At 70.4% G+C, this 20,617-nt stretch carries 20 protein-coding genes and 1 pseudogene; 18 read left to right on the forward strand and 3 right to left on the reverse strand.

Going from position 1 to position 20,617, the window contains the following annotated elements; translation table 11 throughout:
* A pseudogene (locus BMY07_RS33165) lies at positions 1 to 410 on the reverse strand (glutathione S-transferase C-terminal domain-containing protein); the annotation flags it as partial.
* Positions 411 to 680: 270 nt separating this feature from the next.
* On the opposite strand from BMY07_RS33165, the gene BMY07_RS33170 reads away from it, so the two are divergent.
* From BMY07_RS33170 to BMY07_RS33230, 13 genes are all read left to right on the forward strand, one after another.
* A complete protein-coding gene (locus BMY07_RS33170; RefSeq protein WP_092787283.1) occupies positions 681 to 2,303 on the forward strand; it encodes a methyl-accepting chemotaxis protein in 1,623 nt (540 codons plus the stop codon).
* Positions 2,304 to 2,540: 237 nt separating this feature from the next.
* Positions 2,541 to 2,960, forward strand: coding sequence for a YciI family protein (locus tag BMY07_RS33175; RefSeq protein WP_092787285.1), 420 nt, complete (start codon positions 2,541 to 2,543; stop codon positions 2,958 to 2,960).
* Positions 2,957 to 4,216, forward strand: coding sequence for an RNA polymerase sigma factor (locus tag BMY07_RS33180; protein ID WP_218150866.1), 1,260 nt, complete (start codon positions 2,957 to 2,959; stop codon positions 4,214 to 4,216). Before BMY07_RS33175 ends, BMY07_RS33180 begins: the two co-directional genes overlap by 4 nt.
* A gap of 158 nt (positions 4,217 to 4,374) precedes the next feature.
* Positions 4,375 to 4,770: a hotdog family protein gene (locus BMY07_RS33185; protein WP_092787289.1), complete on the forward strand. Its 396-nt coding sequence runs from the start codon at positions 4,375 to 4,377 to the stop codon at positions 4,768 to 4,770.
* The gene (locus tag BMY07_RS33190; RefSeq protein WP_092787291.1) at positions 4,767 to 5,141 is read left to right on the forward strand and encodes a hotdog family protein; all 375 of its coding nucleotides are present in this window, start codon (positions 4,767 to 4,769) and stop codon (positions 5,139 to 5,141) included. Before BMY07_RS33185 ends, BMY07_RS33190 begins: the two co-directional genes overlap by 4 nt.
* A 314-nt stretch (positions 5,142 to 5,455) precedes the next feature.
* Positions 5,456 to 6,637 carry a cytochrome P450 gene (locus tag BMY07_RS33195; protein WP_143073775.1) on the forward strand — a complete coding sequence of 394 codons (1,182 nt, stop codon included), beginning with the start codon at positions 5,456 to 5,458 and terminating at the stop codon, positions 6,635 to 6,637.
* 5 nt (positions 6,638 to 6,642) lie between these two features.
* A complete protein-coding gene (locus BMY07_RS33200; RefSeq protein ID WP_177215943.1) occupies positions 6,643 to 7,302 on the forward strand; it encodes a 4'-phosphopantetheinyl transferase superfamily protein in 660 nt (219 codons plus the stop codon).
* A complete protein-coding gene (locus BMY07_RS33205; RefSeq protein WP_092787297.1) occupies positions 7,295 to 8,905 on the forward strand; it encodes an AMP-binding protein in 1,611 nt (536 codons plus the stop codon). The genes BMY07_RS33200 and BMY07_RS33205 overlap by 8 nt, the downstream gene beginning before the upstream one ends.
* Before the next feature lie 91 nt (positions 8,906 to 8,996).
* Positions 8,997 to 9,785, forward strand: coding sequence for a ferritin-like domain-containing protein (locus BMY07_RS33210; RefSeq protein WP_092787300.1), 789 nt, complete (start codon positions 8,997 to 8,999; stop codon positions 9,783 to 9,785).
* On the forward strand, positions 9,782 to 10,294 hold the full coding sequence (locus BMY07_RS33215) for a PaaI family thioesterase (RefSeq protein WP_092787302.1): 513 nt from the start codon (positions 9,782 to 9,784) through the stop codon (positions 10,292 to 10,294). The genes BMY07_RS33210 and BMY07_RS33215 overlap by 4 nt, the downstream gene beginning before the upstream one ends.
* A 20-nt stretch (positions 10,295 to 10,314) precedes the next feature.
* Entirely contained in the window at positions 10,315 to 10,581 is a 267-nt protein-coding gene (locus tag BMY07_RS33220; RefSeq protein WP_092787304.1) for an acyl carrier protein, read from the forward strand.
* Positions 10,568 to 11,398, forward strand: a complete 831-nt coding sequence (locus tag BMY07_RS33225; RefSeq protein WP_092787306.1) for a class I SAM-dependent methyltransferase — start codon at positions 10,568 to 10,570, stop codon at positions 11,396 to 11,398. The genes BMY07_RS33220 and BMY07_RS33225 overlap by 14 nt, the downstream gene beginning before the upstream one ends.
* Positions 11,399 to 11,411: 13 nt before the next feature.
* Positions 11,412 to 12,266: an acyl-ACP desaturase gene (locus BMY07_RS33230; RefSeq protein ID WP_092787308.1), complete on the forward strand. Its 855-nt coding sequence runs from the start codon at positions 11,412 to 11,414 to the stop codon at positions 12,264 to 12,266.
* 590 nt (positions 12,267 to 12,856) lie between these two features.
* On the opposite strand, the gene BMY07_RS33240 is transcribed toward BMY07_RS33230, so the two are convergent.
* Together BMY07_RS33240 and BMY07_RS33245 are read right to left on the reverse strand one after the other, a co-directional pair.
* Complete coding sequence (locus BMY07_RS33240; protein WP_092787312.1) at positions 12,857 to 15,139, reverse strand: zinc metalloprotease; 2,283 nt, start codon at positions 15,137 to 15,139, stop codon at positions 12,857 to 12,859.
* Between the two features lie 25 nt (positions 15,140 to 15,164).
* Entirely contained in the window at positions 15,165 to 15,818 is a 654-nt protein-coding gene (locus BMY07_RS33245; protein WP_092787314.1) for a peptidoglycan-binding protein, read from the reverse strand.
* 567 nt (positions 15,819 to 16,385) lie between these two features.
* Between BMY07_RS33245 and BMY07_RS33250 the strand changes: the two genes are divergently transcribed.
* From BMY07_RS33250 to BMY07_RS33270, 5 genes are all read left to right on the forward strand, one after another.
* Positions 16,386 to 17,051, forward strand: coding sequence for a GPP34 family phosphoprotein (locus tag BMY07_RS33250; protein WP_177215944.1), 666 nt, complete (start codon positions 16,386 to 16,388; stop codon positions 17,049 to 17,051).
* Between the two features lie 83 nt (positions 17,052 to 17,134).
* Positions 17,135 to 18,580: an APC family permease gene (locus tag BMY07_RS33255; RefSeq protein ID WP_092787318.1), complete on the forward strand. Its 1,446-nt coding sequence runs from the start codon at positions 17,135 to 17,137 to the stop codon at positions 18,578 to 18,580.
* Positions 18,577 to 19,158 (forward strand): GNAT family N-acetyltransferase, encoded by a 582-nt coding sequence (locus BMY07_RS33260; protein WP_092787320.1) that lies wholly within the window; start codon positions 18,577 to 18,579, stop codon positions 19,156 to 19,158. Before BMY07_RS33255 ends, BMY07_RS33260 begins: the two co-directional genes overlap by 4 nt.
* Before the next feature lie 283 nt (positions 19,159 to 19,441).
* Positions 19,442 to 19,990, forward strand: a complete 549-nt coding sequence (locus tag BMY07_RS33265) for a hypothetical protein (RefSeq protein WP_092787322.1) — start codon at positions 19,442 to 19,444, stop codon at positions 19,988 to 19,990.
* A 56-nt stretch (positions 19,991 to 20,046) separates the two neighbouring features.
* Positions 20,047 to 20,451 carry a nitroreductase family deazaflavin-dependent oxidoreductase gene (locus BMY07_RS33270; protein WP_092787324.1) on the forward strand — a complete coding sequence of 135 codons (405 nt, stop codon included), beginning with the start codon at positions 20,047 to 20,049 and terminating at the stop codon, positions 20,449 to 20,451.
* The last annotated feature ends 166 nt before the right edge of the window (positions 20,452 to 20,617 follow it).

Consider the following 20,617-nt stretch of genomic DNA (forward strand, 5'->3'; position numbering starts at 1 on the left):
TGTGGGGTCAGCCAGGTCGCCAGGTCCGGGCCCTTGGGGACGATGCCGGTGGGGTTGATGTCGCGGTGGACCGCGTAGTAGTGCTCCTTGATCTGGGCGAAGTCGACGGTGTCGCCGAAGCCGGGGGTCTGGAACAGGTCCCTGGCGTAGGCCCAGAGCGCGGGGAGCTCGGTCAGGCGGGAGCGGTTGCACTTGAAGTGGCCGTGGTACACCGGGTCCCAGCGGACCAGGGTCGTGAACAGGCGGACATCGGCCTCGGTGATCGTGTCACCGACCAGGTAACGGCGGGCGGTCAGGCGCTCGTCCAACCAGTCCACCGCCGCCCACAACCGATCGTAAGCGGAGTCGTAGGCGGCCTGGTCGCCCGCGAAGCCGCACTCGTAAACGCCGTTGTTCACATCGGCGAACACCCACCAACCGAGTCGTCCCACTCGAACCACAGCACGTTGGTGAACGCCCGCACCCGCACCGACCCCTTTGCCGTGAGCGCAACGTCCAATTCGACGGCGGGGTGCACCCGAACCGCGCCGGGAGCGCACCCCGGCAGCACCCGTGACCAGGCTGAATATCAGGGCTGGAGTGCGCTGGGGCTGGGAATCCTCAGCTCGGGCGCGGGGCGGTCGACTGGAGCGGGGCAGGCAAGGAGGCCGGCGGTAGACACAGGAGCGTGAGGGTAGGCGATGGCTGCGAACGCAACCGAGATCAAGAAGCCGCGGGGCCTGGCCGGGCTGGTCGCGAACTGGGGTATCCGGGCGAAGATCCTGGCCGCGTTGAGCGCGGTCGTGGCGGTGGCCGTGCTCATCGGGGTGTTGGCGATGATCCAGATGTCGAATCTGGACGGCCAGCTCAACCGGGTGGCCACCGGCAACGCCGCGGCGCTGAGCGACCTCGGCGACATCCGGGGCGCGCAGGGGGACATCAACCACTGGGCCGCCATGTGGTACGTGGACAACAGCACCGAGGGGCAGAAGCGCGCCCGCGACGGGCAGCACGCCGCTGACGGCCGGATCGACGTCTCGGTGGAGGCGTACCTGTCGCACACCACCGAGGAGGCCGGGCGGGTGCGCGCGGCGCAGCTGCTGGCCGACCAGAAGAAGTTCCGCGTCGAGCGGGACATCTCCTACGGGGACCCGGTGCCCGCGGGCTACACCCCGATCACCGACATGAACGAGTTCACCACCCTGATCGCCAACATCGACAAGGGCATCGACGAGCTCGCGGTCATCGAGCGGACCAGCGCCGAGCGCGCCGCCGCCGAGGGGCGCGACGCCTACAACTCGGCGTGGACCGTGGTGCTGATCTCGATGATCGTCGGCCTCGCCGCCGCGATCGCGCTGGCGCTGCTGGTCGCGGGCCGCATCGTGCGGCCGCTGCGCCAGATCACCGTCGTGGCCAAGCAGATGGCCGACGGCGACCTGAGCAAGCCCGCCATCGTGCAGGGCCGCGACGAGGTCGGGCAGCTGGGCACCGCGTTCAACCAGGCGCGGGAGAACTTCGGCGCCGCGGTGGCCGCGCTGGCCACCACCGCGCAGACCCTGCAGTCCGACTCGACCCGCCTGGTGCAGGTCAGCGACCGGCTGCTCGACAGCACCACCGGGGCCAACACCCAGGCCACCCAGGTCGCCGCGGCGGCCGACAACGTGTCGCTGAACCTGCAGACGGTGGCCACCGGCGCCGAGGAGCTCGGCTCGTCGATCAAGGAGATCGCGCACAGCGCGAACGAGGGCGCGAACGTGGCCTCGCACGCGGTCGAGGTCGCGGCGTCCACCACCGACGTGGTCGCCAAGCTGGGTGACTCCTCGGCGCAGATCGGCAACGTGGTCAAGGTCATCACCTCGATCGCCGAGCAGACCAACCTGCTGGCCCTCAACGCCACCATCGAGGCGGCGCGGGCCGGGGACGCCGGTCGCGGCTTCGCGGTCGTGGCCAGCGAGGTCAAGGAGCTGGCCCAGGAGACCGCCAAGGCCACCGAGGACATCGCCCGCAAGGTCGAGGCCATCCAGTCCGACACCGCGCAGGCGGTCGGCACGATCGGCGAGATCTCCGAGATCATCGCCAAGATCAACGACTACCAGCTGGTCATCGCCTCGGCGGTGGAGGAGCAGACCGCCACCACCAACGAGATGAGCCGCAGCATCGCCGAGGCCGCCTCGGGCAGCTCGCAGATCGCGGGCAGCATCGGGCACGTCGCCAGCGCCACCGCGACCGCCTCCCAGGAGATCGACAGCAGCAAGCAGGCCGCGGTCGACCTGGAGCAGCTCTCCGCGCACCTGCGCGAACTGGTGGCCAAGTTCCAGATCTAGTTCTCTCCCCACCCCTAGCCGACGGCGGACCGGTCTCACCGGTCCGCCGTCGGTCGTTTTCGCAGGTCAAAGCCGTGTCGCCACCCGGATGGGGCAACCGGGACCGCCCCGACATAGGCTGCCGGTGGCCCTGAGCAGAAAAAGTTCTCGCCCGCTGTCGATCCGCGTCCGCGCCGTTCGACGCAGGGGTGAGCGGGGCCGAGCAACGGGCCCGCAGGAGCGTCAGGGAGACCGACGATGAAGTACATGCTGATCATGCGCGCGTCCGACGAGGCCTACGCCGCGATGGGCGACATCGACTTCGATCAGATGCTGGCGACGGTCGGCAAGTTCAACGAGGAGCTCATCCGCGCGGGCGTGCTGGTGGCGGCCGAGGGCCTCGGGGACGCGGCCGAGGGTGTCGTCGTCGACTACTCCTCGGAGCCGCCGGTGGTGACGGATGGCCCCTACGGGGAGACCAAGGAGCTGTTCAACGGCTTCTACATCCTCAACGTGGCGTCCAAGGAAGAGGCCGTCGAGTGGGCGCGGCGCTCGCCGATCAGCGGGCCCGGGTTCAAGACCGAGATCCGGCGGGTCTCCACCATCGACGAGTTCCCGCAGGACAACGAGTGGATCCAGAAGGAGCGGGCGTGGCGGGAGTCGACCGGTCAGCTCTGACCGGGAGCACCGGGCCGAGCCGTGGCAGTGCCGGTCGGGAGGCTGTCACGGCCGTGTGGCGGATCGAGTCGGCGCGCATCGTCGGCGCGCTGGCCCGCTACACCGGGGACTTCGGCGTCGCCGAGGACCTGGCCCAGGAGGCGCTGGCCGAGGCCCTGGTGAGCTGGCCGCGCGAGGGGGTGCCGAACAACCCCGGCGCGTGGCTGCTCACCGTCGGCAAGCGGCGGGCGGTGGACGCGTTCCGCAGGCGTTCCGCCCTCGACGACCGGTACGCCGCCCTCGCCCACGACCTGGGTGAGGGCACCGTGGACGACGCGGGCTGGGACCCGGACCAGATCGACGACGACGTGCTGGCGCTGATCTTCACCGCCTGCCACCCGGTGCTCGCGCCGGAAGCGCGGGTGGCGCTCACGCTGCGCGTCGTCGGCGGCCTGACCAGCGACGAGATCGCCAAGGCGTTCCTGGTGCCGACCGCGACGGTGCAGGCCAGGATCACCAGGGCGAAGAAGGCGCTCGGCGCGGCCGGGGTGCCCTTCGAGGTGCCGCCTGCCGACGAGCGGCGCGCCCGGCTGGGGTCGGTGCTGACCGTGCTGTACGTGATCTTCACCGAGGGCTCGTCCGCCAGTTCCGGTGCCTCGTGGATCCGCTTCGACCTGGCCGGTGAGGCGCAGCGGTTGGCCAGGGTGCTGGCCAGGCTGGTGCCGGACGAGTCCGAGGTGCACGGCCTGCTGGCCCTGCTGGAGCTGACCGCGGCGCGGTTCCCCGCCAGGACCGGGCCGGACGGGCGGCCGGTGCTGCTGGAGGACCAGGACCGGCGGCGGTGGGACCGGTCGGCGATCCAGCGGGGGCGCGCCGCGCTCGCCCAGGCCGCGCGGGGGCGGGGCCTGGGCGCCTACGGGCTCCAGGCCTCGATCGCCGAGTGCCACGCGGTCGCCGACTCGGTGGCGGGCACGAACTGGGCCAGGATCGTCGTCCTGTACGAGGCGCTCGGCACGCTGGCACCGTCGCCGGTGGTAGACCTCAACCGCGCCGTGGCGGTGTCGATGGCCGAGGGGCCTGCCGCCGCCCTGCCGATCGTGGACTCCCTTGTCGACGCCCTCCCCCACTCCCACCTCATCCCCAGCGTCCGCGGTGAACTGCTGACCCGCCTGGGCCGCACCGCCGAGGCCCGCGCGGAGTTCGAGCGCGCCATCCCGTTGTGCGCCAACACCCAGGAACAGACCGTGCTGCGGGCGAAGCTCGACAAGCTCGGCTAGTGCGGAAAGGGTCCACATCAGACCCACACCACTCCATTGAGGACTATTCGGCTGCGGAATGGGCGCGTTGGCCCGCGGCGGGTGCCGTGCTAGCGTGAAGCCGGGTCTTGGGTAAAGCCGACCTTGCGGAAAGCCGGATGAGCGGAGGGGATTCGGTGGTGACGACCATTCCGAGTGCGCACGGCGAGGTCGCGGTCGGGGATGTGTTGCGGACATCGCGGACCTATACCGTCGACGAGGTGCGGGAATTCCGGGGCCTTTCGGGGTATCCGGACAATTCCGAGCCGAGATACCTGCCCTATCTGCTGGTGGTGGCGCCGCTGACCGAGTTGGGCGGCGACATCGACTACCTGTCCGGGCGGATGACCTGGGCGGTGACCAGGCCGGTCGCCGTGGGCGAGGAGATCACCGCGGAACTCGAGATCACCCGGCTGGAGCCGGGGCCGGGGGTCACCAAGATCGCGTTCGACGCGCGGATCCGGTGCGGCGACGAGGTCGTGGTGTCGGGGACGAGCAAGGGTGTCGTGCTCGTCGGCGAGGGGGCGCGGCGATGATCGGGGCAGGTGCCGCGCTCAGCGCGCGGCGGACCGTCAGCGACGACGACATCGCCGCCTGCGCGCGGCTGACCGGGGACTTCGGGGCGCACCACATCGGTGGGGTGGCGGGCAGGAAGGTCGCCCAGGGCCTGCTCACGCTGTCGGGGACACCCCTGCTCGCCGACGACGGCGTGCACGTGACCGGCATGGACCTGCGGTTCCTGGCGCCGGTGTTCGCGGGCGACGAGATCACCACCTCGGTCACCGTCGACACGCGCGACGGCGCGGACATCACCTTCACCGTGGTGGTCACCAACGCCACCGCCGAGGTGCTGCGCGGCACCGGTACCGCCCGGGTGCTCGACCAGTCCAATGGTCACGTTGCCTGACTAGTTCCCTTACCGCGGCGACCCCTTAGCGCATTACCCCTACTCCGGACAGCGCGAACAATTCCCGCGCGCGCATACCCCATGCCCTCGGCGCGTGTCCACTGTCCACAGCCGGATTGGTGCGTTCCGGTTTTCCCAGCGGGCAATTCCTTGCGGATCGGACTGGGCGTCGTGTTCACTGAGTGGGGAATGGGGCCAATCCGCCACCGGCGCCGGGGTATTCGGCGCGCACACCAGGAAGTCGCCGATATCCGGGGGAAAGGGCGAAGATGACGGATCAGGTCGGCCAAACCACCTTACTCAGCCGCGCGGTGATGAGCGACCCCTATCCTGCCTACGCCCGGCTGCGCGCCGAAAGCCCGGTGTATTACGACGAGCAGCTCAACGGCTGGGTGCTGACCCGCTACGACGACGTGACGGCCGCGTTGCGCGACCACGAGACGTTCTCCTCGCGCCGGTTGGGCCTGCTGGTGGCGCAGCGCGGCGGCGCGGACCCCTCCCCCGCCGTGGCCAGGTTCCTCGAGCTCGCGGCGCACTGGATGTGGATGCTCGACCCGCCGACGCACACCCGCATGCGCAAGCTGATGAACCAGGGTTTCACCCCGCGCGCGGTGCGGCTGCTGGAGCCGATGGTGCAGGGGATCGTCGACGACCTGGTCGACTCGATGGTCGAGCGCGGCGAGTTCGACCTGATGGCCGACTTCTGCTTCCCGGTGCCCGCGCTGGTCATCTGCGGCCTCTACGGGCTGCCCACCGAGGACGCGAAGCTGGTCACCAAGTGGTGCGACGCGATCAAGGTGTTCGTCGGCGCGGCGCCCGACCTCGGTGGCGCGCAGAGCGCGGCGGAGGCGGTGCACGAGATGATCGAGTACCTGACCGCGATCATGGAGCAGCGCCGGGTCGACCCGCGCGACGACCTGGTGTCGCGGCTGGTCAGCGCGGACGAGGACGGCGAGCGGCTCGGCACCGACGAGCTGGTGTCGAACCTGCTGCTGCTGATCACCGCGTCGTTCGAGACCACCATCGACATGCTGGGCAACGGCCTGGCCGGGCTGCTCACCCAGCGCGACCAGTGGGAGCTGCTCAAGCGCGACCCGGGGACCATCGCAGGCGCGGTCGACGAGGTCATCCGCTGGGACGGCCCGGTGCAGCTCACCCACCGGCTGCTGACCAGGGACGTGCGGCTGCGGGGTGAGCAGCTGCGCGAGGGCCAGCTGGCCTACCTCATGCGCGGATCGGCGAACCGCGACCCGGAGCGGTTCGCCGACCCGGACCGCATCGACGTGACCAGGAACGACACCGGGCACGTCGGGCTGGGGCTCGGCGTGCACTACTGCATCGGCGCGGGCCTGTCGCGGATGGAGGGCCGGATCGCGCTGACCGAGCTGACCACCCGGCTGCCCGAGCTGGTGCTGACCGAGCCGGAGCGGTTGAACTGGCGCGCGGACAACCTCCAGTTCCGCGGCCTGTCGGACCTGCGCGCGAGCGCGTCATGACCTCGGTGGCTGTTCACGTCGTGTCGCTGCGTGACCTGGACCGGGTGCGCGGGGACGCCGAACCGGCGCTGCCCGCCGCGGACCGGGCCGCCATCGCTCGTCGTACCCACGGCAGGCGCCGGGTGCAGGCCCAGGCGGCGCGGGTGCTGGCCACCGCCGTCGCGGCGCCGGGGTCGGTGAACGCCAGCCACGACCAGGACTTCCTGGTGCTCGCGCAGAGCCCGGTGGCCTGCGGGGTGGACGTCGAGGACGCCGCGGAGGACGAGTTACTCGAGGTCGCCGACCGGTTCTGCGCCGAGGGCGAGCTGCGGGAGCGGATCCCGGCGCGGGGGTTGTGGGCGGCCAAGGAGAGCGCGGCGAAGGCGTGCGGCCGGGGGCTGCGCGCGGGGTTGCGCACCATCCGGTTCGACGGCGACCCGACCGCCACCTGGTCCGCTGTGGACTGGCCGTTCGGCTCGGGGTTCCTGACCAGGGTGCTCGACCTGGGCGACCGGCACTGCGCGCTCACCGTGCGCGCGGCCACGCCGCCGCGGGTGCGGACGCGGGTGTGGACACCGACCGCGTCGGGTGGGCGGTGGACGTTCGTGCCCGCGACGAGGCCCGCCGGGGATCCGGCGCACGAGGTGGCGGCGGCGCTGAGCGCGTTCGGCGGCGGCCGTGGCTGAGCCGGACACCCTGCACGCGGCGTTGGCGGCAGCGGTGCGGCGGCGACCGGGCACGCCCGTCACCTTCCACACCGGGCGCGAGACGCTGAGCCTGGGCGAGCTCTTGGACCAGTCGCACGCGGTAGCCGGAGCGCTGGCGGAGGCGGGCGTGCGGCGCGGTGACCGGGTGGGGCTGCTGTGCCAGAACGAGGCTGACTTCTTCCGCGTGCTGATCGGCCTAGGTGTCCTGGGGGCGTGCGCGTGTCCGTTCGCCCTGCCGACTACCGCGCGCGATGGCTACCAGGAGCGGATCGCCGGGATCATCGCCGCGGCGGACATCCGGACGGTAGTGCTGTCCGAGCGTTTGGCCAGGTTGCGCGGTGTGCTGGGTTCGGCGTTAGACGGCATCACCGAGGTGTCGACCGCGAACCTGCGCGGCGCGCACGCCGATCCACCGGCGACTGGCGTGACCGGCGACGACGACCTGATCGTCCAGTTCACCTCCGGTAGCACGTCGGCCCCCAAGGGGGTTCGGCTCACGCACACCAACGTGCTCGCGTGCCTGGACGCGATCGGCGGCGGTATCGAGCTGACAGACGCCGACAGCGCGGGCAACTGGTTGCCTCTGTTCCACGACATGGGCCTGTTCGGCTCACTCGCGGCGTTGCACCACCCGATCCCTCTTACCGTGTGGCAGCCATCGGTGTTCGTAAAGGACCCGGCGCACTGGCTGCGGACCATGTCCGAGGCGGGCATCACCGCGTGTCCGATGCCCAACTTCGCTTACGACGCCCTCGCCAGGGCAGTCCCAGAGGCCGAGGTCAACGACTACGACCTGAGCCGCTGGCGGGTGGCGTTCAACGGCGCGGAGCCCATCGCGGTCGACACGCTTGAGGGGTTCCTCGACCACTTCGCGGGCGCCGGTTTCCGGCCGGAGTCGATGCTGCCGGTCTACGGGCTCGCCGAGGCCACGCTCCCGGTGACGTTCTCGACGCTGCACGCCCCACCACATGCGGATTGGGTCGACCGCGCACGGTTGGCGGCAACGGGAGAAGCCGTTGCGGTGGCGCGTAACGCTCCTGGCGCACGTGGTGTGGTGTCGGTGGGACGACCGGTGGCACGGATGACCGTCCGCGTGACCGATCCGGACACCGGTGTCCCGCTGGCCGAACGGGTTGTCGGCGAGGTCGAGATCCAGGGCGCCTCGGTGACCCCGGGGTACCTGCGCGGCGAGCAGCCGTTCACCGCGGACGGCTGGCTGCGCACCGGCGACCTGGGCTACCTGGCGGGCGGCGAGCTGCACATCACCGGGCGCCGCAAGGAAATGATCATCGTGCGCGGGGACAACTACTACCCCGAGGACGTGGAGGCCGCCGTCCGCACCGATCCCGCCGTGCACCGCAGGCGCTGTGTGGCCTACCTGGACGAGGCCACCGAGCGGATGGTGCTGGTGGTCGAGTCGACCGCGCCGGACACCGAGGAGTTGCGCGCCCGGCTGCGGGCCAGGGTCGGTGCCGCCACCGGGCTCGACGACGTGCGGGTGGTCGTCGCCGGACCGCAGGCGATCCCGCGCACCAGCAGCGGCAAGCTCCAGCGGCTCGCGTCGCGATCCAGATTCGGCTGACGCCACCAGGCTCGCCGTGGCCTAAGAGCCCGCGCCCGGGCATAGAGCCACGGCAACCAGAGGACATGCCTGCACCAGAGGAGAAGGGGCCATGCACAGCTTCGACGTCTTCACCCACTACGAGCGCGTCCACTGGCAGCTCAAGGACATCGACTTCGGCAGTGTCGACAAGGACCTGGTCAAGCCAGAGCACGTGGTGATGGCCAAGAGCGGCGTGATGGGCGAGTCCAACGTGATCGCCGCGGTGCACGGGTTCCTCAACGAGTTCGTCGACGACTACGACTTCTCCACCTTCGCGGTGGTGTGGGGCTACCAGGAGGTCCAGCACCACTACGCGTTCAAGTCGTGGCTAGAGGCCATCGGCGAGGCCGTTGACGACGCGCCCGTTCAGGCTATGCGCGAGCCGTACGCCCCTGGTTCAACCCCGGCGGCGACGCTGGCCACGAACATCATCTCCGAGCTGACCGTGAACCACATCTACCGCCGGGTGTCCGCCGCGGTCGAGGAGCCGGTGCTGGCCGACATCCTGCTGCGCGCCAGCCGGGACGAGGCCGGGCACGCCAGGGAGTTCATCCACTACTGCCGCCGGCGGCTGGAGCGCAAGCCGGAGGAGATCCCCTCGGTGCTGGAGACGCTCTACGTCTACACCTCCGACCAGAAGATCAAGCACCCGGTGAGCCTGTTCAAGAGCAACCTCACCGAGCTCGAGGACCACGCGACCATCGACACCGGGTTCGACCTCTTCCTGGAGCAGGTCGCCGACCAGGGCGAGCTCGACGAGTTGCAGGGCAAGATCCGGCAGGTGTTCGGGTCGCTGGTGGACAAGGACCTCAGCACCAACGGCAAGGTCCGCCGGGCGCTGGCCGAGGTGCTCGGGTGAGCACCGGGACACCGATCGAGGTGCCGTGGCGGGTACTGCCGGACTACCGCTGCTTCGGCTGCTCCCCCAGCAACGAGCACGGTCTGCGGTTGAGCTTCACGCACTCCGGTGACGGTATCGAGTGCGTGCTGCGGGTAGACCGCACCTTCGAGTCCTACCCGGGCGTGGTGCACGGCGGGATCGCGACCACGGTGTGCGACGAGATCATGGGCAACCTGCTGGTGCTCAAGGTCGGCACATCGGTGTTCACGACCACCCTTCGTACGCGCTACCTGTCTCCGTTAGCGGTAGGCGTCGAGTACCGGTGCGTTGCCACCGCTGACGATGTCGACGCACCGCCCTACCGCGCGTACGCGGAGATCACCGACCCCGACGGCGCTACCTGCGTTACCGCCGTCGGTACTTACCAGCCCGCGACCGCGGCCCAGGCGCGCGAGCGGATGGACCTGACCGACACCGAGGCCGACCTGATCGAGAGCGCCCTGGCCGACCTGCGCCGCGGCCAGTGAGAACCGGAGGAGACACCGCAATGTCCGACGACGTGATCACCACTGTCACCGGGATCGTGGCCGGCGAGTTCGGCCTGCCCGCCGCCGGGATCAGCCCCGACGTCGACCTGAGCTCGCTGGAGGGCGCCGACTCGGTCAAGGTGCTGCGCGCGGTCGCCAAGATCGAGCGGACCTACGACATCGAGCTCGAGGACGACCAGGTGTTCGGCCTCAAGTCGGTGCGCGACGCGGCGACGCTGGTCGTGGCGACCCTCGCGGAGAAGGAGCCCAGCGGTGGCGGTCGCTGACACCAACGTCCACTACGACCTGGACCCGGAGATCTTCGGGCTGTACCTGGACCCGATGCGCAAGTACTCCGCCGGGCTCTACACCTCGCCGGAGGACACGCTGGAGCAGGCGCAGCGCACCAAGCTGCGGTTCGTCGCGGAGCGGGTGAACCTGGGCCCCGGCAAGCGGCTGCTCGACATCGGCAGCGGGTGGGGGTCGCTGATCCTGTTCATGGCGCAGGAGTTCGGCGCGCGGACGGTCGGGATCAGCCCCGCGCCCAACCAGCACGCGTACATCCACGAGCTGGTGCGCGAGCGCGGGCTGGAGGACCTGGTGTCCACCAGGGTCGGGCACATCGAGGAGCTGGAGATCGAGCCGCGCTCGTTCGACGCGGTGACCATGCTCGGCTCCATCGTGCACATGCCCGACCTCGGCGCCGCGTTCGCCCGCGCCCACGCGGCGCTGCGCACCAAGGGGATGCTGTACGTCTCGGAGAGCTGCTACCGCAACGCGGCCAAGCGCGCGGAGTTCGGCGAGCTGGACTCATCGGCGTTCGTGCGGGACGCGATCTTCGGCTGGGGCGACATGCGGCCGCTGTCGGAGCTGGTGCGCGGCGCCGAGGACGCCGGGTTCAGCGTGGTGGCGGTGGACGACCTGACCGACCACTACCACCGCACCATCGAGGACTGGCTGGCCAACGTCGCGCGCTCGGCCGAGCGGCTCGACGAGATCGAGGCCGGTCTGGCCGACAAGCTGACCCGCTACCTGCGCACGGCGAACGCGGGGTGGGGGTTCACCACCAAGCACTACGCGTTGACCTGCGCGAAACGCCGCTGATCCTGGAGAAGGCATGGCTGAGCACAAGCAGGTCGGCGGGCCGCTGCTGCCCGCCGCCGAGGTGGACGCCGCGGTCGGCTCGTTCCTGCGCGCCGGGCCCGCCCGCGCGCGCTGGGACGAGTTCGACTTCGACTGGGCGGCCGCCGACGCGTCCCGGCTGACCGACGGCCAGCGCTCGGCGGTCGAGTTCATCACCATCATCGAGGACCACCTCCCCGGCTACTTCGCCCTCTACGACGAGAACTTCCCGTTGAACGACAGCGTCGAGCGGGAAGTGTTCGTGCACAACAGGGAGCTGTACCACTTCTCGATCCGGTGGGCGCAAGAGGAGGACACGCACGCGCGTGTCCTCTACCGGTACCAGGTGGAATCAGGCCTGGCCGAACCGGAGCCGTTGCGCCTATCACTGGCGTCGGAGGGACAGAAGAAGTTCGCCGTGGACTACGCGGACGCGGTGCAGTTCTTCACGTACCCGTTGGTGCAAGAGAAGGCGACGCAGCTGTACTACCAGAACCTGCGCCAGGTAGTCGACGAACCCGTCCTCGACCAGATCCTCAACCGCCTCAGCCGCGACGAGGCCCGGCACTTCACCTTCTTCGCCGACATGCTCCACCGCTACCTGGTCCACTACGGCGACGCGGTGGTGGAACCCATCCGCTCCGTCATCGCCGACTTCCGCATGCCCCTGGCCGACACCATCCGCGGCTACTGGCGCTGGGCCCTCAAGATCGCCGACACCGCCCGCTACGACCACACGGACGCTTATGACCACCTGATCCGTGTGCTCAACCGAGCGGTGGACACCCGGTCGGACAAGGTGGACGAACTGATCACCTTCATCGCGGCCTGCCGCACCATCAACGCGTGACCACTGCCAGCACCTTGTCACGACACGGGAACCCCGTCGCCACCAAGCCGCAGACAGCAGCGGCACGGTGGAGACGGGGCCGGCAGGTCACAACGCCTTGTTCATCGGGTCTCGATCCCGTAGGCCGCCCGGGAGTCACCCCAGGAACACGAGGAGGTCGACCACCTGGGATAGGTCGTGACCTCCCAAGCGCCGTAGCGCATGTACCCACTGCCGTACCACGTGGTGCAGCGGGTGTAGGAACGGTAGGCACCGGATCCGGAGGTGCACACCGCGTAGGAGCCGCGAGCGTCCATCTCACCCCAGGTGCAACCAGCGGGGTATGCCTGTGCGGGCGAGGCGGTGACCAGTGCGGTCAGGATCATCAGGCCGGCAACGACGAAAGCACGTACACGAGTCCTCAAGCCGGACACCTCCCTGTAGGACAGAGACGATTCACACAGGATGGTCAGCTCCGTTTGGCTTCCTCGTCAACGAAGTGACGCACAACGTCCTGGAATCGACGTGCTTGCGTCCAACTCCTGTCATGCGAAGTGAAGATCACAAGACAACAGAAGGGGCGGCCAGTGGGCCGCCCCTTCTGTTGTCCCTCAAGGACTCGTCGGTACCACGGACGAGCCCTCGCTCGACGGTGGTGGGCTTGTCGTCGGTTGTTCGCTCGACGGCGGGGGCGGCGAGGTGGATGACGTCGGCGGGGTCGAGGACGACCCCGCCGGGTCCGGTGTGGTGGTGGTCGGAGCCGTCGTCCCGGTCGGGGCGGACGGCGGGACGGTCGTGGTGGTGACGGGGTCGTGGTTCTGCAGGACGGTGAGGATGTCGCGTTTCACTGTGTCCAGTTCGGACTGGATCTGGGTGGGGGTCATGCCGCGCACGCGGTCGGCGAGGCCGGTCATGCGGTTCCAGATGGCGGCGATCTCCGCCTTGGCGGCCTCGTCCGGTTCGCCGGAGAGGGTGACCACCAGTTGGGAGGCCAGGGCGTAGGTGAGGCAGTCGACGCAGGTGTGGTTGACCGCTACCGCGACGTTCTCCGGGATCACCACGTTGGCCTTGCCGACGATCAGCACGATCTGGAACGCGATCGCGACGGTGGCGCAGTTCTGGCAGCTCGCCAGCGCCCACGCCTCGTTGCGGTTGTCCACATCCCCCTCAGTTGCCCACACCAGCCCGAAAGACACCTCGTACTGAACGGACCCGTCCGTAGTGTTGATGACGACGGCCTGGTTGTCGCCGGGACCCGGCGGTTCGGGCCGTTGGAACGGGTACACCAAACGAGGGGCGGTGGGGTTACCGACCGGAGTCAGCACCATCGCCGGGATCGGCTTGTCCTTTGTGGGCAGAGCCGAACCCTGGGGTAGCACCGCCTTGCGCTTGGCAGCCACTGCGACCGGCGCGGGAGCAGTCTCGGCAGGCAACGCGCGCGGTGCACGAGCGCCCATGGGCAGGGCGTCCTGCACCGTGCCCCGCTCCCCCGGCTGGATCGGCCGGTAGCGGTCACCCTCGGGCCACCACGCCCAGGCGAGCCCGGCCAGGACCGCGAGCAGTGCCACCACGGCCACCGCCCGGCGACCCGGCCTGCCCGAGGACCACTTGACGACCTTCGCGACCGCCCGCCTCACCATGCGGGCCAGCAGGTACACGATGCCCGCCATCGGCACCGCGATCGCGACCATCCCGAGCACCCGCACCGCGGACATCGCCAGGTCGCCCTTGTCGAACGCGGCGTCGAGGCCCATCAGCTGCTGCTCGACGCCGTTCACCGCGGTCCCGATGATGCGCGGCAGCGTCAGGACCATCAGCACGAAGCTGAGCAGCAGGACCGGGACGACCACGACCACCCACAGGGTCACGACCGCCCGCGCCCACGGTTTGAGGACCGTGGTCTCCGGCGCGCGCCACCGGTGCGGCAGCAGCCCGAGCAGCGTCGGCTTGATCCGGTGGAACAGGTCGGGCACACCGGTCAGGTCCGCGAGCACGTGGTAGCCGTCGAAGCGGACCAGCGGGGTCAGCTGCCGCACCATCTGCAGCAGCTGCGTGGCGATGACCAGCAGCAACGCGTCCCAGCCGGTGCCGAGCCAGACACCGAACACCGCGACCGACACGATGGCGTTGAAGTACAGCCCGCCCAGGTCGGTGCGCAGCCGACCGGCCCGGCCGAGCCGGTAGCTGTCGGTCACGTCGGTGTAGAACGCGGGCCACATCAGGTACATGCCGAAGCCCATGGCCCCCGGCGTCGCCCCGCCGTAGCGCGCTGCCGCAGCGTGCCCGAACTCGTGGAACCCGGCCGAGACGATCGTGACCGCGAACACCAGCAGCAGCAGCGACGGCTGCTGGAACGCCTCGTAGGCGGCCCCGGCCAGGCCCTTCTCGAACAGCACCCAGAACGAGACGCCCGCGAACGCCAGCACCAGGGCGACCACCACCAGCGGGTGGAACAGCCAGGTGAACGGCGCGGTGACCCGCTTGGTCGTCTCCTCGTCGGAGATGACGCAGCGCATCCGCAGACCGAGCAGCGGGTTCGCCTTGCGCGGCGTCGGGTCGCTGCCATCGGGCAGGCGCAGGACGCCGAGGGGCCGCAGCTTGTCCAGCAGCACCTCGACGTCCTGTGGGCCGACCTGCCGGTTCACGGCGCGGCCGACCCGGTCGGCGATGGTGGCGTGGTCGGCCGTCCCGTCGACGGCCTCCAGCACCCGGTAGAGCAACGGGGTGAGTTGCAGCACCTGGCCGTCGGCGCGGCGGACCAGGGCGGGCGGGCGCCGGTAGCCGGACCCGCTCATCTCCCCGATCAGCCGCACGCCGTCGGCCCTCGTGGGCACCGCGCCGGGGCGGGGCACCTCGACGTCCCGGTCCGGCGCGGTGCCTGAGGTGACGCTCATGCGGACCTCTCTCGTCGGTCGACCCCTACTGGTCGACGTCGCTGACCTGGTCCGCGGTGGCGGTGGCGTTGCCGGTGATGTCCTGGGTGATGATCGCCTGCTGCTGGGCGACCGCGGTGGCCTCGGACCCGGTGGAGCCGATGTTGGCCGACACCGCGGCGTCGATCGGCGCCGCGACGTTGGCCTGGGCGGCGATCGCGCCGTTGATCGGCGCGGTCAGGTCGAGGTCGGCGTTGACGTTCACGTCCAGGTTGAGCAGTCCGCCGTCGAGCGCGCCGCTGATGTCGTCGGGGATGTCCACGGCGTGGACGCCACCGGCCTGGGCGGGCGGGGTGGTGGGCACCGGCTCCGACTGGTCGATGGCGCTGTCCTGGGTGGAGTGCGCCGTCGAGTCGCCGGTGATGCCCTGGGTGATGGCGACGCCCTGGTCGGACAGCGCCTGCGCGGTGGAGTCCGAGGACAGCACGTTGGCGCCGACAGCGGCGTCGATCGGGGCGGCGACGTTGGCGTTGGCGGCCACCGCCAGGTCGATCGGGGCGGCGAGGTCGAGCGCCAGGTCGAGGTCGACGTTGAGGTCGAGCAGCGAGTAGACCTCCTTGTCCGGCAGCGCGGAGCCGGTCTCGGCGGCGAGGTCGTCGGCCGACAGCGGGAGCGGGTTCAGCTGGTTGGTTCGGTCCATGCCGGGTCGATACCCCTGGCCGCGGCCGCCGAAACGGATTCCCCGGGGAGTGAGACGTCGTCGGGTCGACGTTTCTCGATGGCCGAGGGAATCATTTCGTCGGGCGGCGCCGCGGATCACGGACGTGCGACGACGACCGCGCTAATGGAGCACGCCAGTTGTCCAGCGCCCTTGTGGAAATGCCGGATCGCGATACCGAAATCAATTCATGTTCGCCCGCGTCAACCATTATGGACAGTGCTCCGGTACACCTCACGGCCACCTGCCGTTCCACTGAGGATCACCCGGTCCGCCACCCGAATGCCCCAGCGCGATCACACGGTTGGGAGCGTTGCCATCCCACACCGTGGTCCGGTGTCCGGGGCCGTTCGGCCGTGGTGTACGTGATTGGGCCGATCGGGTGGTCACCCCGACGGGGGTATCCCGCGCTGTCGGTATCGCCTTTATCCTGCGGCGCGCACACCACGAAGAAGTGAGGAACGTGAGTCGAGAAGTCCAGTGGCGGGGGCGGACCCGCTCGGACCACCGCGGCACCGGCAGCGGCACCGAATGGGACCGGTGCCCGCGATGACCGCTCCGCACTACCGCAAGGCGATACCCGGACTGCTCGCCGACGAGTTCTTCCTGGCCGGTCTCGACGACATGACCGGTGAACAGCGGTTGGAACCGCAGGCGCTGGCCGCGGGGCTGGCCGCCGCCGTGCTCGGCGAACTGGTCCTGACCCGGCACATGGTCGTCGAGGCTGGCGCGCTGCGGGTCGCCGACGTCGCCGTCGCCGACGGGCTGCAGGAGAAGGTCCGGCTCTGGGTGCGCAAGGACCGCAGCGTGGTGCTGGCCAGGGACTGGATCATGGTGCTGGTCGGCAGGGACATCGCCACCCTGGTGCGGCACCGGATGCTGGCCGCGGGCAAGGTCGTGCGGACCTCCCGCAAGCGGCTGCTGCGCAAACCGCTCGAACTCTACGTCCCCCCGTCGCTGAGCACCGCCGCCGCCGCGGGCGTGCGCATCGCGGGCAACCTCAGCGTGCCCCGCCCACTGTCCACACCAGACCTCCTGCTCGCCGGTCTGCTGCGCGCGACCGGCCGCGACCGGGAGATCCTCAGCCACTGCGAACCGGGTGTGCACGAGGAACTGGACCGCCAACTGCGCGAGAACCTCTGCCCCAGCGCGGCCCAGCTCGTCGACCACACCACCGAGGTACTCGTGACAGCAGCGGTCACCCCGCTGTTCTAACCACGACCGGCGACCGACCGCACCACAGGTACGGCTGCCCACTCCGTCCCCTTCCCCCACATCTGGTCCACAAAGGAGTGAGCGTGTCCACAACCGCAGCCCAGACCTTGGCCGGGCAGCGCGTGTCGACCGCGGGCGTGGTGTTCTTCACCGCCTCGGCCGCCACACCGCTGACGGTCTGCGCGGCGATCGTGACGACCGGGCTCGCCGCCACCGGCAAGCTCGGTCTCCCGCTGGCGTTCGTGATCATCGCAGCGGTGCTGGCGGTGTTCAGCGTCGGCTACGTCGCGATGGCCCGCCGGGTGCCCAACGCGGGTGCCTTCTACACCTACGTCAGCCTCGGGCTCGGCAAGCCCGCTGGGGTCGGTGCGTCCTGGGTGGCGCTGCTGGCCTACAACACGTTGCAGATCGGCCTCTACGGGGCGATCGGCACGCTGGCGCCGATGCTGAACAAGTGGTTCGGCATCGACGTGCCGTGGTGGGTGCTGGCCCTGGTGGCCTGGGTCGTCGTCGCCGTGCTCGGGACGCGCCGGATCAAGCACTCGGCGCGGGTGCTGCTGGTGCTGCTGGCCGCCGAGGTGGCCATGGTGCTGCTCTACAGCATCGCCAACCTGGCCAACCCGGCCGAGGGCGGCCTGTCGGTCGACGGTTTCGCCGTGGGCGACCTGCTCGGCTCGGCGCTCGGCCCGCTGCTGGGCCTGGCGGTGCTCGGGTTCGTCGGCTTCGAGCAGAGCGCGGTGTTCTCCGAGCAGGCCAGCCCGGGCGCGGTGCGCCGGGCGACGATCATCTGCATCGGCGGGCTGTGCGCGCTCTACGCGCTCTCGTCCTGGTCGACCATCCAGGCCGCGGGCCCGGACACGGTGATCGGCGACGCGCAGAGCTCCCCCGCGGCGATCCTGTTCGTGCTCGCCGAGAAGAACCTGGGGCCCTGGGCCGCCGAGGTCGGGCAGGTCCTGCTGGTCACCAGCGTGCTCGCGGCGCTGATCAGCTTCCACGCGACCTGCGCCCGCTACAGCTTCGCGCTGGGCCGCGACCAGGTGCTGCCCGCCTGGCTGGGCCGCACCACCCCGCGCACCGGCCAGCCGGGACCGGCGTCGATCACCCAGAGCGCGCTGGCGCTGGTCGTCATCATCGCCTACGCCATCGGCGGCTGGGACCCGCTGACCGAGATGTTCTACCTCGCGGGCACCGTGGGCGCGCTGGGCGTGCTGCTGCTGCTGGCGGCGACCGCGTTCGCCACCGTCCGGTTCCTGCGCGAGCACACCGACGAGGAGAACACCGGCGTCCGGCGGCTCGCGCCCCCGGTCGCGGCCATCGCGGTGACGGCCATCCTGGTGCTGGTCGTGGCGCACTACGCGCTGCTGCTCGGCGTCCCGGAGGAGTCGCCGCTGCGCTGGGGCGTGCCCATCGTGTTCGCCGTGGTGGCGATCGGCGGCATCGTCTACGGCATCGTCCTGCGCCGCACCCGCCCGCAGGTCTACGACGCGATCGGCAAGGGCCCGGCCCGCACCCCGGTCGGCGCGCGGTGACCGGCGTCGTCCGCGCCACCGGCTCGGACGTGCGGCAGAGCGCGTCGGTCGTGGCCAGGGCGTTCGAGTCCCTGCCGCAGACCGAGTGGCTGATCGACACCCCCGCCGACCGGCTGGGGGTGCTGACCGCGGACTTCGAGATCCTGGTCGAGCACGCCATGACCCACGGCCACGTCGACGCGATCGGCGACCACGCGGTGGCGGTCTGGTTCGACCGGACCGAGGGCACGATCCCCGCCCCCGCGGACTACGCCGCCCGCGTACTTTCCGCTACCGGCCGGTACGCCGACCGCTTCCACGCCCTGGACGCGGCGTTCGCGGCGCACCACCCGGCGCGGCCGCACCACCACCTGGCACTGCTGGCCGTCGTACCGGAGAAGCAGGGCCAGGGCCTGGGCGAGGCACTGCTGCGGCACCACCACGCTGTGCTGGACACCGCTGGCGTGGCGGCGTTCCTGGAGGCCAGTACCCCGGCGAGCGTGCGCCTGTACAAGCGCGAGGGGTACTCGCCGCTGGGTGAGCCCTACGCGCTGCCGGACGGGCCGCTGATGTGGCCCTTGTGGCGGCAACCCCGGTGAAGTCGGAAAGGGCGGTCCCAGCCGGGGCCGCCCTTTCCTGTCAGTGGCCCATGGCACCCTTCACCGGCCGACCGAGGAGACCCGCCCCTCGCGCCCCTGCGCTTCCTCCAGGGCCGCGGTGCCGGGGAACCCCCTCGCGCGGTGTGGACCGCGTGATCCCCGATCACCTCTCCACCGGGGACTCGACAACCCCACGACCGCGCCGAACACACCCGTTCGGCGCGGTCGCCACCCGAAAGCCGTCGTGGATCGTCAGGTGTGGCGGTCCGGCTAGGGTTCTCGCGTGCGTGAAGGCGATGTCTTGGCGGTGGTCCGGCGTCGGGGGGAATTCGTCTTCGCGGTTGTGGCTGTGGTCGGGCTGGTGGGGGCCGGGCTGTGGTTGGGGGCGTTCCCGCCTGGGGTGGCGAGTTATGGGATGACCGCGCAGGCCTTGGGTGTCATCTGGCTGGTGACGTGGGCGGGGATGTTGCCCGCGTTGCAGACGCGGCTGGTGGTGACGACGGCGGGGTTGGAGGTCACCAACTTCTGCTTCCGTTACTGGGTCCCGTTCGGGGCCATCTCGTGGGTGCAGCGGACCGACGAGGTGATCCTGCACCTGGTCGGTGGGGCGCTGCTGCGGGTCGCCGCTGGGGCGTGGTCGCACGCGTCGCGGTTGCGGGGGAATCCGGTTCAGCGGGAGATCGAGGACAAGGTCCAGCTGGCGATGCGGGAGGCCAAGGCGGACCCTGGGGCGGACACCGAGGTCAGGCGGCGGTTGCACGTGCGGCCGGTGCGGGCGGTGGCCATCCTGGTCGTGCTCGAGGTCGTCGCCTTCCTGGGAGCGCGGGATTAACCCGGGCGCCGCGGGCGTTGTGCGGAGCGGGAAGACGGCGACAAGGATGGGGAACCATGCTGTTCGGTGATGAGCACGTCCGGCGGTACGAGGAGACGGACGGGGCGGAGGGGCACATCTGGCAGAAGGGTGCGCCGGTCCTCATCCTGACGACGACGGGGCGCAAGAGCGGGCAGGAGCGGAAGTTCCCCCTCATCTACCAGCGGCACGGCGACGCGTACGTCATCATCGCCTCCAAGGGCGGCGCCCCGAACCACCCCGGCTGGTACTTGAACTTGCAGGCCACCCCCGAGGTCCGCGTTCAGGTCGCGGCGGACAAGTTCGCCGTCCGCGCGCGCACCGCCGAGGGTGCCGAGCGCGACGAACTCTGGGCCAAGATGACCACGGTCTGGCCTGACTATGACGAGTACCGCAAGAAGACCGACCGGGAAATCCCGGTGGTCGTCCTCGACCGCGTCTGACACCGGCGGGTCACTGAGGCGGGGGCGGGTCGTTCGGCGGGGCCGGGGGCTGGGTGGGGCGTTCGGGTGCGTCGTCGGGCTGGGGGTGGTGGGGTGGGGGTGCTCGATGGGGCGAACTTGTTTCGCGCGGGGCCCCTACGACACCCGTGGCAGGACCGCAAAGCAG

The organism is Actinokineospora terrae, assembly GCF_900111175.1.
Classification (GTDB): domain Bacteria; phylum Actinomycetota; class Actinomycetes; order Mycobacteriales; family Pseudonocardiaceae; genus Actinokineospora; species Actinokineospora terrae.

Excerpts from the sequence above, each read along its gene's own strand:
- BMY07_RS33170 (WP_092787283.1), top strand. The coding sequence starts at position 681 with ATGGCTGCGAACGCAACCGAGATCAAGAAGCCGCGGGGCCTGGCCGGG.
- BMY07_RS33175 (WP_092787285.1), top strand. The coding sequence starts at position 2,541 with ATGAAGTACATGCTGATCATGCGCGCGTCCGACGAGGCCTACGCCGCG.
- BMY07_RS33190 (WP_092787291.1), top strand. The coding sequence starts at position 4,767 with ATGATCGGGGCAGGTGCCGCGCTCAGCGCGCGGCGGACCGTCAGCGAC.
- BMY07_RS33195 (WP_143073775.1), top strand. The coding sequence starts at position 5,456 with ATGAGCGACCCCTATCCTGCCTACGCCCGGCTGCGCGCCGAAAGCCCG.
- BMY07_RS33210 (WP_092787300.1), top strand. The coding sequence starts at position 8,997 with ATGCACAGCTTCGACGTCTTCACCCACTACGAGCGCGTCCACTGGCAG.
- BMY07_RS33220 (WP_092787304.1), top strand. The coding sequence starts at position 10,315 with ATGTCCGACGACGTGATCACCACTGTCACCGGGATCGTGGCCGGCGAG.
- BMY07_RS33230 (WP_092787308.1), top strand. The coding sequence starts at position 11,412 with ATGGCTGAGCACAAGCAGGTCGGCGGGCCGCTGCTGCCCGCCGCCGAG.
- BMY07_RS33240 (WP_092787312.1), bottom strand. The coding sequence starts at position 15,139 with ATGAGCGTCACCTCAGGCACCGCGCCGGACCGGGACGTCGAGGTGCCC.
- BMY07_RS33245 (WP_092787314.1), bottom strand. The coding sequence starts at position 15,818 with ATGGACCGAACCAACCAGCTGAACCCGCTCCCGCTGTCGGCCGACGAC.
- BMY07_RS33250 (WP_177215944.1), top strand. The coding sequence starts at position 16,386 with ATGACCGCTCCGCACTACCGCAAGGCGATACCCGGACTGCTCGCCGAC.
- BMY07_RS33270 (WP_092787324.1), top strand. The coding sequence starts at position 20,047 with ATGCTGTTCGGTGATGAGCACGTCCGGCGGTACGAGGAGACGGACGGG.